Origin of the sequence: Paraburkholderia hiiakae, assembly GCF_904848665.1 — a bacterium.
In the GTDB taxonomy this organism is placed as follows: domain Bacteria; phylum Pseudomonadota; class Gammaproteobacteria; order Burkholderiales; family Burkholderiaceae; genus Paraburkholderia; species Paraburkholderia hiiakae.
This window is the reverse complement of the sequence record NZ_CAJHCQ010000002.1, coordinates 302,004-317,357: the sequence shown is the minus strand read 5'-3', so window position 1 is coordinate 317,357 and position 15,354 is coordinate 302,004. Positions and strand designations below refer to the sequence as shown.

General features: G+C 65.1%; 11 protein-coding genes. 5 read left to right on the top strand and 6 right to left on the bottom strand.

The annotated features are described in order from the left end of the window. Nucleotides 1-13: 13 nt before the first annotated feature. Nucleotides 14-1,450, bottom strand: a complete 1,437-nt coding sequence (ehuR, locus tag JMY28_RS05350) for a MocR-like ectoine utilization transcription factor EhuR (protein ID WP_236596705.1) — start codon at nt 1,448-1,450, stop codon at nt 14-16. A 263-nt stretch (nt 1,451-1,713) separates the two neighbouring features. Here ehuR and JMY28_RS05345 point away from each other — a divergent pair, with 263 nt between their 5' ends. The 4 genes from JMY28_RS05345 (at nt 1,714) to JMY28_RS05330 (ending at nt 6,230) form a co-directional block, all read left to right on the top strand. Beyond that, nucleotides 1,714-2,853, top strand: coding sequence for a mandelate racemase/muconate lactonizing enzyme family protein (locus JMY28_RS05345; RefSeq protein WP_201694856.1), 1,140 nt, complete (start codon nt 1,714-1,716; stop codon nt 2,851-2,853). An 82-nt stretch (nt 2,854-2,935) separates the two neighbouring features. Next, nucleotides 2,936-3,976, top strand: a complete 1,041-nt coding sequence (locus JMY28_RS05340; protein ID WP_201694855.1) for an ABC transporter substrate-binding protein — start codon at nt 2,936-2,938, stop codon at nt 3,974-3,976. 92 nt (nt 3,977-4,068) lie between these two features. Then, on the top strand, nt 4,069-5,205 hold the full coding sequence (locus tag JMY28_RS05335) for a porin (RefSeq protein WP_201694854.1): 1,137 nt from the start codon (nt 4,069-4,071) through the stop codon (nt 5,203-5,205). An 80-nt stretch (nt 5,206-5,285) separates the two neighbouring features. Beyond that, the gene (locus JMY28_RS05330) at nt 5,286-6,230 is read left to right on the top strand and encodes a LysR substrate-binding domain-containing protein (protein WP_201694853.1); all 945 of its coding nucleotides are present in this window, start codon (nt 5,286-5,288) and stop codon (nt 6,228-6,230) included. Between the two features lie 50 nt (nt 6,231-6,280). Here the strand turns inward: JMY28_RS05330 and JMY28_RS05325 are convergent, their stop codons facing one another. The 3 genes from JMY28_RS05325 to JMY28_RS05315 form a co-directional block, all read right to left on the bottom strand. Beyond that, entirely contained in the window at nt 6,281-7,315 is a 1,035-nt protein-coding gene (locus JMY28_RS05325; RefSeq protein ID WP_201694852.1) for a hypothetical protein, read from the bottom strand. A gap of 616 nt (nt 7,316-7,931) precedes the next feature. Further along, nucleotides 7,932-9,401 carry a metal-dependent hydrolase family protein gene (locus JMY28_RS05320; RefSeq protein WP_236596704.1) on the bottom strand — a complete coding sequence of 490 codons (1,470 nt, stop codon included), beginning with the start codon at nt 9,399-9,401 and terminating at the stop codon, nt 7,932-7,934. Nucleotides 9,402-9,429: 28 nt separating this feature from the next. Further along, entirely contained in the window at nt 9,430-10,479 is a 1,050-nt protein-coding gene (locus tag JMY28_RS05315; protein ID WP_201694851.1) for an AI-2E family transporter, read from the bottom strand. 318 nt (nt 10,480-10,797) lie between these two features. Here JMY28_RS05315 and JMY28_RS05310 point away from each other — a divergent pair, with 318 nt between their 5' ends. Continuing rightward, on the top strand, nt 10,798-11,877 hold the full coding sequence (locus JMY28_RS05310; RefSeq protein WP_201694850.1) for a S1C family serine protease: 1,080 nt from the start codon (nt 10,798-10,800) through the stop codon (nt 11,875-11,877). Nucleotides 11,878-11,924: 47 nt separating this feature from the next. Here the strand turns inward: JMY28_RS05310 and JMY28_RS05305 are convergent, their stop codons facing one another. Next, nucleotides 11,925-13,385, bottom strand: a complete 1,461-nt coding sequence (locus JMY28_RS05305) for an alpha/beta hydrolase (RefSeq protein ID WP_236596703.1) — start codon at nt 13,383-13,385, stop codon at nt 11,925-11,927. A 56-nt stretch (nt 13,386-13,441) separates the two neighbouring features. Further along, entirely contained in the window at nt 13,442-15,274 is a 1,833-nt protein-coding gene (locus tag JMY28_RS05300; protein ID WP_201694848.1) for an SLC13 family permease, read from the bottom strand. Between the last annotated feature and the right edge of the window lie 80 nt (nt 15,275-15,354).

Genomic DNA, 15,354 nt, shown 5'->3' with positions numbered 1-15,354 from the left:
AAGCCGCGCGACGTTACGCCGAATAAAGCCCTTCCGGCCCGTTGCGCAACGTGCGCGCCAGCAACTCCAGCCCCTCGCGCAGCGCCTCGTGGCTGCGCGCGCCACCCAGGCTCAAGCGCACCGCGTGCGGCGCCGATCCGCGCCCGATCACGAAGCTGTCCGCCGTTTTCGCGAGCACGCCGGCCTGACGCAGCGCCGCCGAGAATTCGGCGGCGCGCCAGGGTTCGGCGAGCGGCAGCCAGAGATGCGGGCTTGCCGGATCGGTCCGATACGTCCAGTCCGCCAGCACCTCGGCGGCGATCGCGTGGCGCGCGTCCACCTGCGCGCGCTGCTGCGCGACGAGGCGATCGATCTCGCCGTCCACGATCCAGCGCGCCGCAATCTCCGCGGCGAGCGGCGAGGTCATCCAGCAATCGCTGCGTATCACCGCGAGGATCTTGCCGACCCAGTCCTGCGGCGCCTGCACATAGCCAATGCGCAAGCCCGGCGCGACCGCCTTCGAAAGACTGCTGATGACGATGCCATGCTCGGGCAGACGCGCCGCGAGCGGTGTGGGCGGCGCATCGAGCAAGGCGGCGGGCACGAGATCCTCGATCACAACGAGGTGATGGCGCACGGCGATCTCGGCGATCATCGCGCGGCGCGCTTCGGAGAGCGTCGCCGTGGTCGGGTTGTGCAGCGTCGGCACGCAAAAGAGCGCGCGCGGCGCGAGCAGGCCGCACGCGCGCTCGAGCGCGGCGGGCACGATGCCTTCCTCGTCGATTTCGATGCCGACGAGATTCAGCCGCAACTGCCGTGCGAGCGCGACGATGCCAGGATAGCTCAACGCCTCGGCGAAAATCGTGTCGCCTGGACGCAGCACCGCGCGCAACACACAGGCAAGGCCGTGCTGCGCGCCCTGCGTGACCAGCACGCGCTCCGCGGCCACCGTGCAGCCCATGCGCGCGAGCCAGCGCGCACCCGCCTCGCGGTGCGAGCGGCGGCCGCCTTCGGGCTGGTAAAGCAGCAGCTCGCCCGCCAGCCGCTCGTCGGCGGCCAGTTCGCGCAAGGTCTGTGTCAGCAGGAAGGCTTCGTCGGTCGGCATCGGCACGTTCTGGCCGAGATCGATCAGGCGCCCCGGTGCATAGACGCCCGGCACACCCGGCGTGATCGCCGCAGCGCGCTCGCTGGACTCGGGTGCGGGGCGCGTACGGTCCTGCATGCGCGCGCCGTCGGCGTCGGGCTCGGCCACATAGGTGCCGTCGCCCACGCGCGCCACCACCAGGCCGCCGCGCTCCAGCTCCGCATACGCGCGGCTCACCGTGCCGGTCGTGACATGGAGCTTCTTCGCGAGCAGCCGGTGTGCGGGCAGCTTTTCCCCGGGCAGCATCTGGCCGCCGTGAATGGCCTGCGCATAGGCCTGGGCGATCGCCCGGTACTTGGGTTCGCTGCTGCGTGAGAGCGTAGGCATCCAGCCATTCATGGTTTTCCCGAAGGAGAAAAGCACGCCGCGGCACGGCGCGGCGGCTGCGTCATTATCGCGCCCAATTCGCGGAAATGAAGGCTGTCATTTACTTCAATTGACTTCATTGAGTGCGTGAAATTGACCCTCTAGGATGCCGTAACGCCTGACAAGGCCAAGGAGACAATCGCCCGCCCCACGGCGCGCCGCATGCGTACCTTCATACGAAAGTTGCGCAATGTCGCGCCCTTACGGGCGGCGCCCCACGCGCCATGACGAACCGCATCGCCCGTATCACCGTGAGCCAGCACCGGCTGCCGCTCGACCCGCCGTTCCCCGCCTCGTGGGACAGCCGCCCGCGACACGCCTTCCCGGCGACGATCGTGCGCGTGGAAGACGACGAAGGCCGCGTGGGCATCGGCTCCGGCGACGCAATGTACGGCTTTGACGACTACCGCGACCTCTTCATCGGCGCAGACCCGCTCGATCTGGCGCGGCACTCGGCGGTGCTCGACAATCTCAGCTTCCATGCAGGCCGCCTTTGGCCGCTCGACGTCGCGCTTTGGGACCTCGCCGGCAAAATACGCGGCGAGCCTTGTTGGCAAATGGCCGGCGGCCGTTCGAAGCGGGTGCGGGCGTACGCGTCTTCGGGCGTGCATCGCTCGCTCGAAGGCATGGCGCAGTGGGCCGAGCATGCCGTCGCGCGCGGCTTCCCGGCGCTCAAGGTGCGCTTTGGCCGACCGACCCTCGCCGACGATCTCGCCGCGCTCGCCGCCGTGCGCGAAGCGGCGGGCGACGCCATCGAACTCATGGTGGATTGCAATCAGGGCTGGCGCATGCCCTGGGACACCCAGGCGCCGTGGCACGCCGACGAAGCGCTCGCCGTGATCCGGCAGATCGAAAAGTATCGCGTGTACTGGGTCGAAGAACCGCTGCATCGCGGCGACTACGCGGGCCACGCGCAGTTGCGCATGCGAACGGAAGGACTCGGCATACGTATCGCAGGCGGCGAGATGACGCGCGACGCGCACGAATTCGCGGCACTCCTCGCCCACGACTGTCTCGATGTCTATCAGCCCGATGTCGTCTGCACGCTCGGCATGGAAGGCGCGCGACGGCTCGCGGCGCAAATCGAAGCGCACGGCAAGGTGTTCACGCCGCATACGTGGGGCAACGGCATTGGCCTCGCAGCGAACCTCCATGTCGTGGCGGGAGCGGCGCAAGCGCCGTTCGTCGAGTTTCCGTACGACCCGCCCGAATGGACGCCTGCGCGGCGCGACTTCCCGATCAAGCACGTGATCGACATCGACGCGAATGGCTGGATCGAGCTGAGCGATGCGCCGGGCCTTGGCATCGAACTCGACGAAGCCATGCTCGCCGCCACACGCGCACACGACAGCCGTTACGACTGAAGCACAACGGGCCATGGCATGAACGAGGTGCCAGCCTCCATATAAAGCATTCCTGATCATTTCAATAAAACGGAGACATGCAATGAAAAGCTTGACGTCCCTCCTGCGCGCGGCCTGCCTCGCGGCGCCGCTCGCCCTCGCCGCGTTGCCGGCGCACGCCGCGGACACCTGGTGCAGCAGTGGCAAGCCCGTGCGCTTCGCGGGCATCACGTGGGAAAGCGGCAACTTCACGAGCGAAGTGCTGCGCTACATCCTCAAGAACGGCTATAGCTGCCAGACCGACACCGTGCCCGGCAGCACGGCGGCCACCGAAACGGCGCTCTCGCGCAACGACCTGCAGGTCTGGGCCGAGCAGTGGACGGGCCGCTCGGAGATCATCGCGGGCGCGGTCAAGGCGGGCTCGGTCAAGCTCGTGGGCGACACGCTGCCGGGCGGCACGAAGGAAGGCTGGTACGTACCGGACTACGTCGTGCACGGCGACGCGAAGCGCGGTATCAAGGCAAGCGCGCCCGACCTTCAATCCGTGAGCGACCTGCCCAAATACAAGGGCCTTTTCGTGGACGACGAGGAACCCGATCGCGGCCGCTTCCTCAACTGCCCCTCGGGCTGGGACTGCGAGCGCGTGAATACGCGCTTGCTCAAGCTGCTCAAGCTCGACGACACCTACACGAACTTCCGCCCCGGCACGGGCGCGGCGCTCGACGCGGCCATCTCCTCGGCCTACGCGCGCGGCAAGCCGATTCTCACCTACTACTGGGAGCCGGCCGCGCTGATGGCGAAGTACAAGTTCGTTCAGCTCAAAATGCCACCGTTCAACGAAGCGTGCTGGAAGACGCTGCGCGACGCCAACAGCGCGCAGCAATGCGCCTCGTCGTATCTGGTCTCGCAGTTGAAGATCGGCGTTTCGACACCGTTCTATCAGGCTGAGCCCGACGTGATGGCCTTCTTCTCGAAGGTGAGCTTCCCCATCGACTTCCTGAACACGACGATCCTCGACATGACCGAGCATAAGGTCGATGCCCAGGACGAAGCGCTCAAGTTCCTCAAGCAGCACCCTGAGATGTGGAAGACCTGGGTGCCTGCAGAGGTAGCGGCGAAGGTGCAGAAGTCGCTCGGCGCGTAAGCGCAATGCTCCGCACGAGATAAACAAAACCAACCCGATTTGAGCTAGAAGACGACAGCCGCGCAACGCGGCTGCATGATAAGGAGACTTAAATGAAAAAGAAGATTCTCGCGGCGCTGCCGCTGGCGCTCGCCGCAGCGGGCGCGCACGCGCAAAGCAGCGTAACGCTGTACGGGCTCATCGACCTCGGCGTGGACTATGCCAGCAATGTGGCGAACGGAGCAAACGGCCAGCTCGTGCCGGGCACGGGCAGCAAGCTCGTGCAGATGCAAAGCGGCGTGCCCGCTGGCAGCCGCTGGGGTCTGCGCGGCTCCGAAGACCTGGGCGGCGGCTACTCCGCGATCTTCCGGCTCGAAAGCGGCTTCAATGCCGCGACGGGGGGACTCGGAGGAGGTCTGGCGTTTTCGCGTAACGCCTATGTCGGCTTCAAATCGGATCAATATGGCCAGGTCACCTTCGGCAAGCAATGGGACGCCACCGTCGATCTGATCGAACCGTATTCGCTCAACGGCAACTACGGCGGCTGGTATTTCGCACACCCGAACGACATGGACAACCTCGACAACGGGTTCCCTGTCAACAACGCCGTGAAATACGTGAGCCCCGTGCTCGCCGGCTTCCAGTTCGAAGGCCACTACTCGTTTGGCGGCCAGGCGGGCCAGTTCTCGAACAATGCCTCATATAGCGCGGCGGCGGCTTACACGCTCGGCTCGTTCAGCGCGGGCGTGGGCTACCTGCGCGTGAACGATCCGATCACGGCGGTGGCGGGTTACGGCAGCGGCGGCAGCTTCGTCAACTCGGTGTTCGGCGACGCGCTCGCCAACGCGCGCTACCAGGGCATCCTCTCGGCCGGCGCGTCGTATGTGATCGGCAGCCTCAAGCTGATGACGAACTACTCGAACGTGGACTTCTCCTCGGCCACCGGCAGCGGCGACCTGCACTTCCAGAACTTCGAAGTGGCCGGCACCTACGCCGTGACGCCCGCTTTCACGGTGGGCGCGGGCTACACCTATACCGTGGGCCAGGACCACGCCACCGACAGCTCGCCGAAGTATCACCAGGTCAACCTGATCGGCCAGTACGCGCTGTCCAAGCGCACGTCGGTTTATGCGATGGGCGTGTACCAGCACGCGGCGGGCGCGGCAGAGAACGCACAGATCACGGGCTTCAACCCGTCGGGCACCGACAACCAGGCCGTTGCCCGCGTGGGTATCACGCACGCGTTCTAACATTCCTATCGTAGTCCTTATCATTGAAAATGCGCCGGCGCGAATGAACATGCGTCGGCGCTCTGCATCGCGAGGCTTGCATGCGCCGCCTTCCCTCTTTATCGGCACTGCGTTCATTCGAGGAGGCGAGCCGCACGCTCAGCTTCACCAGGGCCGCACAGAATCTTCACGTGACCCAGGGGGCGATCAGCCGCCAGATTCGCCTGCTCGAAGACTATCTCGGCACGCCGCTCTTCATGCGGCATCATCACCGGCTCGAAATCACGGCCGCGGGCAAGCGTCTGCTGCCTACGCTCCAGGCCGCGTTTGACAGCATCGCCCACACGCTCGACACGATCCGCGCCGATCCTTCGAACAGCCTGCTCAGTCTGAACGCCGCGCCCACGCTCGCCACGCGCTGGCTCACGCCGCGCCTGCGCGACTTTCAGGTGCGCCACCCCGATCTGCGCATCTCCATCACCAACGAATACGGGCCGCTGCACGGCACGGAGCGCAACGAGGATTGCCAGATCCGCTTCGGGATGGAACCGCTGCCGGGTGGGCAGAGCACGCTGCTCATGCGCGAGCATCACGTGCTCGTCGGCTCGGCGCGCGAGTTCACCCGGGCCGCCGCCGATCAAAACGCGCTGCGCGAGATCCTCGCGCAGCATCCGTGGCTCTACATCCTCGATATCGACAGGCGTCTGCTGATCTGGGAAGCGTGGCTCGAAGCCGCGGCGCTCGACGTGCAGATCGCGCCGCGCGGGGAACTGGAGTTCAGCACGCTCGATCAGGTGATACACGCGGCAGTGGCCGGTCTTGGCATTGCCGTTGCCGACCGGCACATGATCGCGCCCGAACTGGAGAACGGCACGCTCGTACAACTGAGCGAGGTGGAAGTGGTGGGACCTTCGGGATACTGGCTCGACGTGCGGCCCGAAGTGCAGGACACACTACGCGTTCGCAACTTCAGCAACTGGCTGGTCGAGCACCATAGCGAACAACGCCGCGAGCAACCCAGCGAGCCCCACGCGATGCGCAGCTAATCCGGGTGCATGACTGGCGTCACGCATCCAGACCTACGCTGCGGAAGTCGTCAGTTGGGATCGATCGGCGGGCCCGGCGGACCCGAATCATCCACCTGCCTCACCGTGGGCGCGGTACCTGCGCCCTGTGCCATGTTGCCCGCGCCCTGCGCCGCGATCGAACGCGAGAGGATCTCCCGCGCTTCGCCGCTCGATGAATCGACGGTCAATGCGTGCCCCGCGTTATGCCAGGCGCACACCCACCGCCCGTCGCGTGCGCAGAGCCGTGCGTAGCCAAGTAACGAATCGCGCTGATCTTCTCGCGAAGTCAATTCGGCCTGCATTTGCAGCGCGGTGCCGTTGCCCGGTTGTTCCGCGAGCGCGGAATTGATCGCGCTGCGCGCAGGCCCAAGGCTGTTCTTGTCGAGGCTCGCACGCGCGCTTGCCAGATTTCGCGCGACGTCGGCGCGCGCGTATGTGGCGGCCTTCGCTGCGTTGGCCTTCTCTTCGTTGGCCCTTTCTGCCTTGATCGTCGCGGCAGCGAGTGCGCGCTCTTCAGCACTGGTCTTTCGCGCAGCAACGCTCGGCGGCGCGGTCTCCGTATGCGCCATTGCGGTACGCGCCTGCGGCGCTTGATGTGGCAGTGGCGCTTGAGCGGTGATAGCCGGCGGCGCGGCATGCGCCCATACAGGGGGCGGCTTCACGCTGGCCACCGGCGACACGCTGCGCACCGTTTGCGGCAACGTGCCGTGCACGGCCGATGCGGCCTGCGGCCCGAGGATCGCTCCCTCGACGATCTGGGCGCCCGGGGTCGGCTCCCGCTCGGCTCGATGCGAAATGAAGTACGCGGTCAGCAGGAACGCGATCGAAACCACGCTGCCGATGGCATAGAAGGGCAACCACGAACGTGGCGCGGCGGGCGCTTCATCGCGCAGTTCGTAATCGCTGTCGCGCGGCGCGCCGCTGAAACTGAATGCCGGAGGGTTCCACTCCGTGCGCGCGTGGCGCGCGAAACCATCGTGCCATTCGGGCGCGGCGGATTCGCTCGCCGGCGACATGCGCGGGCCAGCGGAAAGTTGCTTCGCGCCGCACTGAGGGCAAATCATCAGTGGCGCCTTAAAACCGGTCCCGCAGTATGGACATCCCCACGGACCAGACTTGGCTCGGCCAGGTTCGTTGAACATTGCAGGCATGGAAGCGTTGACAGGATAGTTTCGGGTTTGCTACCGGCGGCTGGTGCGCGTCGCAGCCCAGGCAACCAGGCGACACGGATTCGAAGGATTCGCTGTAGTTGCTACTGTATTTCGCGGATCGTTGGACGGTTGTAACAAATAGTCGTTTTGAATATGAGCTACTTCGCCGCGAAGTTCAACCGGCGTAATCGGCCAGATGGCGGATTTGGACAGACGGGATTTCGACCCCCGCCGCGGGTTGTAGGGCCATGCCATGATGGCTGCGCCACGCAGGCCAATACGCCCGGTTGATGGGGCCCCACGCCGTGACATCTTGATACAGAAATCGTGTGGCCGATACGCGATCCGCGGGGGTTTCGCAACGCCCCCGCGACCACCTGGCTTCCATTTCGCCTGCTGGACTGGTTCTGCGTTCGCCGCACGCGAACGACGATTTCACCAGCGTCCGTTGAGGCAGAGACACGTCGCGATCGCGATGCCGGGGTCTCTTACGGGCTTTGGTGACGCGCGGGGCGCGCGCCCCACAGCGTCACGCCTTCAACGCATCCTTGAAAACCCGCCCATCCTTCATGATCAGGTTCAGGTTCTGATCGGGGTTGGCTAGCAGCGTCATATCCTGGAGCGGGTCGCCAGCCACGACCAGCAGATCCGCATACGCACCCTCTTCCAGCACGCCAAGCTTGTGCGGATACGGGTTACGCTCGCCCGCCAGCGCGAGTAATTGCCCATTCGTGGCCGTGGCCATGCGCAATGCCTCGGCGTTCGAATACCAGCGCGTCATGTGCCCGAGCATCGTGCCTTGCCGCGTGGCCAGCGCCTGAGAGAAGATCAGATCCGTGCCGAACGCCACCTTGAGACCGTGCTTGTGCGCGAGCTTGTACATGTTGTCGGTCCCGGCGGTCACCTCGAGAAACTTCTCCCGGCTCGACGGCGCCAACGGCGCAACATCCTCTTCGCTGGTAAACGGTTGCGTACTCAACCATGTGCCGTTCTTCGCCAGGAGTTCGGCAGTCCGGTCGTCGATCAGGTGTCCGTGCTCGACGCATTGCGCGCCGGCGGCAACGCAACGCTTCACCGATTCCGGCGTGTAGGCATGCACGAGCACGTAGGTGCCCCAGTCGGATGCCGTTTCCACTGCGGCCCTGAGTTGCGGCTCGGTGAACGTGAGCATGTCGAGCGGGCTGCGCGGCGTGGAGACGCCGCCGCAACCCACGATCTTGATCTGCGTAGCGCCCATCATGAACTGCTCGCGCACACGCAGGCGCACTTCGTCAGCCGAGTCGGCAATGGCGGCAGCACCGGTTCGCTCGATCTCGCTGATCTGGCTGCTCGTGCGCGGCACGTCAGTCAGCAGACGAAAGTCCCCGTGCCCGCCCGTCGTGGTGATCATCGCGCCGCAAGGATAAATGCGCGGGCCGCTCAGCATGCCGGCGTCGATGGCTTGCTTCAAGGCGAACGCGGGCCCCCCAACATCGCGAATGGTCGTGAATCCTCGCAAAAGCGTGCGCTGGGCCTCTGCACCCGCGGCCAGGTACACGAAACTCAAGTCGGACTGCATGATGGCGGCGATAGGGAGCGCGGCGAGCAGCGAATGCCAGTGCATGTCGATGAGACCAGGCATCATCACCTTGCCGCCGCAGTCGATCACGCGGCCACCCGACGCGTTCTGGGCGTCAGGCGAGCCCCGGCGCAACTGCGAGATGCGGTTGCCATCAACCACGAGATACATGCCGTCCTGCAGCGCGGCCGACTTGCCGTCGAACAGGCGAAAGTTCGTGAAGGTCGTGGGCTGGGCGGGCGCCGCGGCGCCGGGCTGCTGCGCACTGCTGAACTCAGGTAAGACGGCGCTCAACAAGGATGCGCCCATGCCGATCAAAAAGCCGCGCCGGGCAAGATCGGCGCTGATGCGGCGATTTGCGAACGCTGCGAGCGCCTTGTCGCACAGGCACGCGGAAACCGGGCCGATTGCGTTGCCGCGGCGGTTGATTCTGGAAGCCATAGATCACCTGTTAAAGTAAGCTACGCGTTTATTCTGCATGCCTAATCACATCGTCTTGCGTCAACAGCAAGGCCAGGGGCCGTGTGGAACTGAACGCGGAGAAGATGATCGTGAGCGCCACGGTCGCCGGCACGGCGAGAAATGCGCCGGGAATGCCCCAGATCGCCGTCCATGCGGCGAGGCTCATGAGGATGACCGCGGGGCTCAGGTTCAGCGACCCCGCCATCAACCACGGGTCGAGCACATTGCCCATCACGAAGTTGATCGCCGAAAGCGCAATGAGCAATGTGATCGTCTCGTTCCACTGGCCGAATTGAAGCGCGGCGAGCAAGGCGGGAAGCGCAACGGAGATGAGCGAGCCCGCATACGGCACGAAGTTGAGCAACACGATGAGAATGGCAATGAGCGGCGCGAACTCCAGCCCAACCAGATGCATACAGATCCAGCTGAGAATACCGAGCACCACACCGAGCAGCGCCTTCAACGCCAGATACGTGCCGATCTTCGCGTTGATGGCGTCGATCACGGGCTCCATGTCGGCCTTGCCGCGCATGACCGCAGAGAGCTTGCGGCGGAACCGCCCCATCTCGACCATGAAGAACGCCGTGTACAACAAGACGACGAGCGTCGTTGCCATGAGCGAAGAGAGCGAACCGAGGAGCGACGTGAGAAGCGACTGCACGTTGACGGTTGCGAGCAACTCGCGCCGGAATGCGCCCCACGAAGCCTCGGTTTCCAGATGGAACAGCGCGGTGATTTTAGCGAGCAACGCGAGCAGCGTGGCTTCGTACTTGGGCGCCACGGCGAGCATGCGGTCCGTGTCCGATAGCAGCAGTTCGGTTGCGAGCCACACGGCAACGAGTATGAGCGCGGCGGCACTCCAGTAGCGCACGCCCGTGCGAATGCGCGTGCCCACGTGGGGCACGCGCCGCAGGATTTCGGCGAGCCCGTAGATCACGTACGACGTGATGATCGCGAATGCGATCGGCACCAGCACCGGGCGCCCGATATACAGCACCCATCCCGTGATGACGGCGATGACGGCCACGCAGGTGAACGTGACGAGATCCTGTTTCATGGAAATGGTTTGGATGACGAACCACGTTGCGTTGATGAGACGTTAGCAATCTATCAACGTCCCGCCGCGTCTTATCCGGCCCCCAATAAAGCCTCTTCGGGGCGCGATCGGGCGCCACTTCGAAAGACTAGCCGCTTTGAAGAAGACTTGCGCGCTGGCTGGCGAGGATTCCGAACCACAGCGAACCGCGTCCCCATTTTCGTTGCGTGCACATCGACTCTTCGAGCGGTCAAAAGATCCTTCTTTCCTTTAAGTCACGTTTAAGCAGCAAAAAGTACCTTACGCGCACCTTCATCAACCTCTTCGAAGACCATAGCAATGAGTACCATCAAATATCGGCGCCGGGGCCTGATCGCCGGTGTAGCGGTGGCGCTTGCCGGCGCCTGGGTCGTCAGCCATCAGCACGCCAGCGCAGACGAAAGCGGCATCACGAAAACGACGTTGTCCGCACCCGTGCCCAAGACAGACGACGTCAAGAGCACGGCGCCGAACTTCTCGGCGATCGTCGCGCAGTACGGTCCGGCTGTGGTCCATGTCGAGGTCGTCAAGGAAAACCCGGACTCCGAAGACGGCCATTCGGGCGCCTTGGGATCGGGCTTCATCGTGAGCCAGGATGGCTACATCCTGACCAACAATCACGTCGTCGAAGGCGCGGACGACGTGACGGTCAAGCTCACGGACGGCCGCAAGCTCCCCGCGCGCGTCATCGGCACCGACAAGGCGGGCGACGTGGCCGTGCTGAAAATCGCCGGCACGGGTTTCCCCACGGTGAAGATCGGCAATCCGGCGAACAGCAAGGTGGGCGACTGGGTTGTCGCAATCGGCTCGCCTTATGGTCTCGACAACACCGTGACCTCGGGCATCATCAGCGCGAAGTCGCGCCAGCTCTCGGAAGATAGCCCGACGCACCTCATCCAGACCGACGTGCCCGTCAACCCGGGCAATTCGGGCGGCCCGCTCTTCAACCTGAACGGCGAAGTCATCGGCATCAATTCGATGATCTATTCGCGCACGGGCGGCTTCCAGGGCCTCTCGTTCGCCATTCCCATCGACGAAGCCATGCACATCAAGGATCAGATCGTGCAGGGCGGCGGCAACGGCACCACGTTGGCCCACAATTCGCATCCGCGTCTTGGCGTGGCCGTGCGAGCGCTCACCAGCGACGAAGCGCAGCAAGTCGGCGTGGACGGCGGCGTGCTCGTCGTGAAAGCGGGCGGACCGGCCAAGGCGGCTGGCATCAGCGCCGGCGACGTGATCATCGCGGTCAACGGCATCGAGGTGGACAACGTCGAGCAGTTGCAAAGCATGATTGCGCGGGCACGCAGCAACGTGTCGATCGTCGTTGCGCGCGACGGCGAGCAGATGACCGCGCAAGTCGAATTGGCACCGCGCGCATAAGCCCAAGGCGGGCCGAGGTCGGGCCCGGCGCGTGTCGATCACGCGTTTCACGGCCCATGGCTCGCCAGGTAGTCGATGCGCTCGACGATGTACCCGTAGAAGGGGTTCCACAAGAGCCGCGTGAGGAACCCAGTCCCCACGATCAGCGCCCCGGTTTCGCCGCGTACGGATTGGGCACCCAGTTGGATGCCCACGTCGTCGTTGGGATCGGGGGTGCGGCCGTACAGCGAATCGGTCACCGGAAACGGCAGGGCCACGTGTGAAAGCGAATAGACGTCAGGTGGATAGTCGAGCCCCGTGGGTTCGACTTTCGCCGTTGTCTCGTTCGGCGCCGTGCTCTCTTCGACCACTTGCGGCGAGGTGGCGGAGGCGTTGGTGAGCACGGTCAGCCGGTAGCGCAGCGGCGGCACTGGCGAGAGACGGTGCAACGCGTCACGCATCGAAGCGCGCAGCAGCGGGCTCCATTGCGCTGTGCGGTTGATGTCGATGAGCACAAGCTCGCTGCCATTCGCAGGCAGTTGCGAATACAACGAACTGATGATCGCGCTCGTGCTGACCGTGGAGTCGAGCACGGACTGGAAGGTGAGCGTGGGCGGCAGCGCGGCCAGTTTGCCGTTGCGCGCCGCGTCCGCCACTTCCTGCTGGATCTTGCGCGTGACCCGCCATGACTGGCGCGCGCCGTTCACCGGAAACGAGTTGTACTTGAACGGATTGAATTCCGGCACGATGTCGAGCCACGCGGCTTTCGCAAACGCAGGCAGGATCGCAGGCAACGCCGCGAGCCCCACAAAGCGCGCGAAGGCCGTAATGCCGATCATCGGCGAAAGCAGGATCAGGCGATCCGCTTTCGGCAGGCTCGGGTCATCCAGCACCTCGAGCGAGTATTGCAGTGCGAGTGCGCCGCCGTTCGAATACCCCACGATATGCAGGGGCGCCGGCGCCGGCACGAGGCGCCGCGCTTCGCGCACGGCGAGACGCGTGGCCGCCTCCCAATCTTCGGCCGTCACTTCGGTCAGACCCGAGGGCACGGTGCCGTGCCCCGGCAAGCGCACCCCTACCACGGCGAAGCCATCTTGCTGATAGCGCTGCGCGATGTGCCGCAGGCTGTACGGTGAATCGGTCAGTCCATGCAGCAGCACGGCCACACCGCGCGGCGAGCCCTGCGGCATGAGTGTGTACGAGCGGTTCCAGTCGGTGCGAAAGTGTCCGGGATAAATCGGGCTGCCCGAGAAATAGCGATTGGCGGGCACGCGTTCGTCTGCCGGTAGTTTGTCGGTCACGTTCTTCTTGACCGCGTCGAACAGGCGGTTCTCGTTCGCGATGTATTCCTCCCACGTCGCATGATCGATTTCGTGCGCGTGCATGTCTTCCGGCACATACGTGTGCCACAGGCTCAACGGCGGCTTGCGCTGCGCGTCGTACAACCGCACGCCGGCAATGCACACGAATGCGATCAGCACGAAAAGGAAAAGCCGCTTGATCCAGCGGAGGGCCCACGCTCTCGTCAAGAAATTCGCCATGTCCGGTCAATGCCTCGCGTACGGGCGGCCTGCCTACCCTCGCGCTAGCGCGGGAAAACCGGCCAGATGAGCGGCACCAGCAGTACGGTGATCGCGAGCGCACCGAGTGCGGCCGGCGAGCCCACCTTGAAAAATTCCCGAAACCGATAGCCGCCCGCCGTACTGACGAGCGCGTTCACAGGTGTCGATATCGGCGACATATAGGCCGCAGAGGCAGCAACCGCCGTCGTCATCGCGAACGGATACGGCGACGCATGCAGGTGCGCCGCCATCGCGAGCACCACGGGCGCCATCAGCACCGCCGTCGCCGTGCCGGAAATCACGGTGCCGATCACGAGCGTCAGCAGGAAAACGGCGCCCAGCAGGCCATGCGCGCCCCAGTTGCCGGCCACGCGCAGCACGGCGTCGGCGGCAATGTCGATGCCGCCCGTGCGTTGCAGCGCGATGGAAAACGGCAGCATGCCGACGATCAGCACGAGGCTGCGCCAGTGAATCGCGCGATACGCGCTGTCGAGGCTCACGCAGCCGAACGCGCCCATCAGCAGACACCCGATCAGGCCCGCGAGCACGTTCGGCACGCGCGGCGTGAGCATCATCGCGATGACGAGCGCCATGATGGCGAGCGCGTGCAGCGCCTTGTGCGGCACGGGCACGTAGGCGTCGCTTTCGACCGGCATGGCGAGACACACGATATCGCGCTCGACAGACTGCATCGAGAAGATATCGATCCACGGCCCCACCACCAGCAGCGTGTCGCCCACTTTCAGCTGCGTGGCCTGGAGATCCTGCACGAGCGCGGCGTCGGCGCGCCGCAGGCCGACGACCGTCACGCCGTGCCGGCGCAGCGCGGCGGAACTGCGCGCGACGTTGCCCACGAGCGACGAGTCCGGCGGCACGATGACCTCGGCCATGCCCACGTCGTGGGTCTGGTCCGTGAAGTACGCGCCCGACATGCGGCGCACCGCGAGCGCATAGCGCACGCAAAACGTCTCTACGTCGAAGCTCGCGGACTCCACATCGAGCAGCAGCACATCGCCGGGCGCAATGCTGCTGTCCGCGGTCGCGGGCAGCACCGTCGCGCCCATGCGTGTGCGCCGCTCGATCGCGACGACGTGCGCCACGGGGTCGTCGTCGAGCCCGGTGTGGCCGAGCGTCTGCCCCACGAGCGGGGAATCCGGGCCCACCTCCAGGCGAAATGCGCGCCCTTCGAGTGAATAGCGCGCGACCCAGTCGTTCAGCGACGGGCGCGTGCTCGCCTCTGCGCCGCCGGTGCCGTTCAGAAAGCGCCTTGCGAACAGCATCCAGGCAATGCTCGCGGCGAGAATCGGCAGGCCCAGCGGCGTGATGCCGAAAAAACTGAAGCCCTGGTAGCCGTGATAGACGAGCGCGCTGTTGATGACGAGATTCGGCGTCGTGGCGACGAGCGTGAGCATGCCGCTGGTGAGCGCGGCCATGCTGACCGGCATGAGCATGCGCGCGCGCGACACGCCCGACTGCCGCGCAATGCGAATGACGATGGGAATGAAGATCGCCACGACGGCCGTCGAGCTCATGACCGAGCCCATGACGCCAACAACGGCCATGATCAACACGACGAGGCGGCGCTCGTTGGACCCGCCGCGCGCGATGAGATAGTCGCCCACGCGCTGGGCGACGCCCGTGCGCGCCAGCCCGTCGCCGAGCACGAAGAGGGCCGCGATGAGAACGATGTTCGGGTCGGAGAAACCGGCCAGCGCCTCGTTCACGCTCACGATGCCCGAGAGCGAGAGCGCGACGATCATGATGAGCGCCACCGCGTCCGAACGGGGCCGGCCGATCAGAAACATCGCGATCGCGCAGGCCAGACAGGCAACGGTCATCAAAAGGTCGGTAGACATGATTTCGCTTTGCCTGGTCGCTGTACAGCTCAACGGGCGTCTGAAACCACTGCTACCGCAAATAGTGCAGGATTTTGAAA

Coding starts and splice junctions, on each gene's coding strand:
- ehuR (WP_236596705.1), bottom strand. CDS start 1,450: ATGCCTACGCTCTCACGCAGCAGCGAACCCAAGTACCGGGCGATCGCC.
- JMY28_RS05345 (WP_201694856.1), top strand. CDS start 1,714: ATGACGAACCGCATCGCCCGTATCACCGTGAGCCAGCACCGGCTGCCG.
- JMY28_RS05340 (WP_201694855.1), top strand. CDS start 2,936: ATGAAAAGCTTGACGTCCCTCCTGCGCGCGGCCTGCCTCGCGGCGCCG.
- JMY28_RS05335 (WP_201694854.1), top strand. CDS start 4,069: ATGAAAAAGAAGATTCTCGCGGCGCTGCCGCTGGCGCTCGCCGCAGCG.
- JMY28_RS05330 (WP_201694853.1), top strand. CDS start 5,286: ATGCGCCGCCTTCCCTCTTTATCGGCACTGCGTTCATTCGAGGAGGCG.
- JMY28_RS05325 (WP_201694852.1), bottom strand. CDS start 7,315: ATGATTTGCCCTCAGTGCGGCGCGAAGCAACTTTCCGCTGGCCCGCGC.
- JMY28_RS05320 (WP_236596704.1), bottom strand. CDS start 9,401: ATGGCTTCCAGAATCAACCGCCGCGGCAACGCAATCGGCCCGGTTTCC.
- JMY28_RS05315 (WP_201694851.1), bottom strand. CDS start 10,479: ATGAAACAGGATCTCGTCACGTTCACCTGCGTGGCCGTCATCGCCGTC.
- JMY28_RS05310 (WP_201694850.1), top strand. CDS start 10,798: ATGAGTACCATCAAATATCGGCGCCGGGGCCTGATCGCCGGTGTAGCG.
- JMY28_RS05300 (WP_201694848.1), bottom strand. CDS start 15,274: ATGTCTACCGACCTTTTGATGACCGTTGCCTGTCTGGCCTGCGCGATC.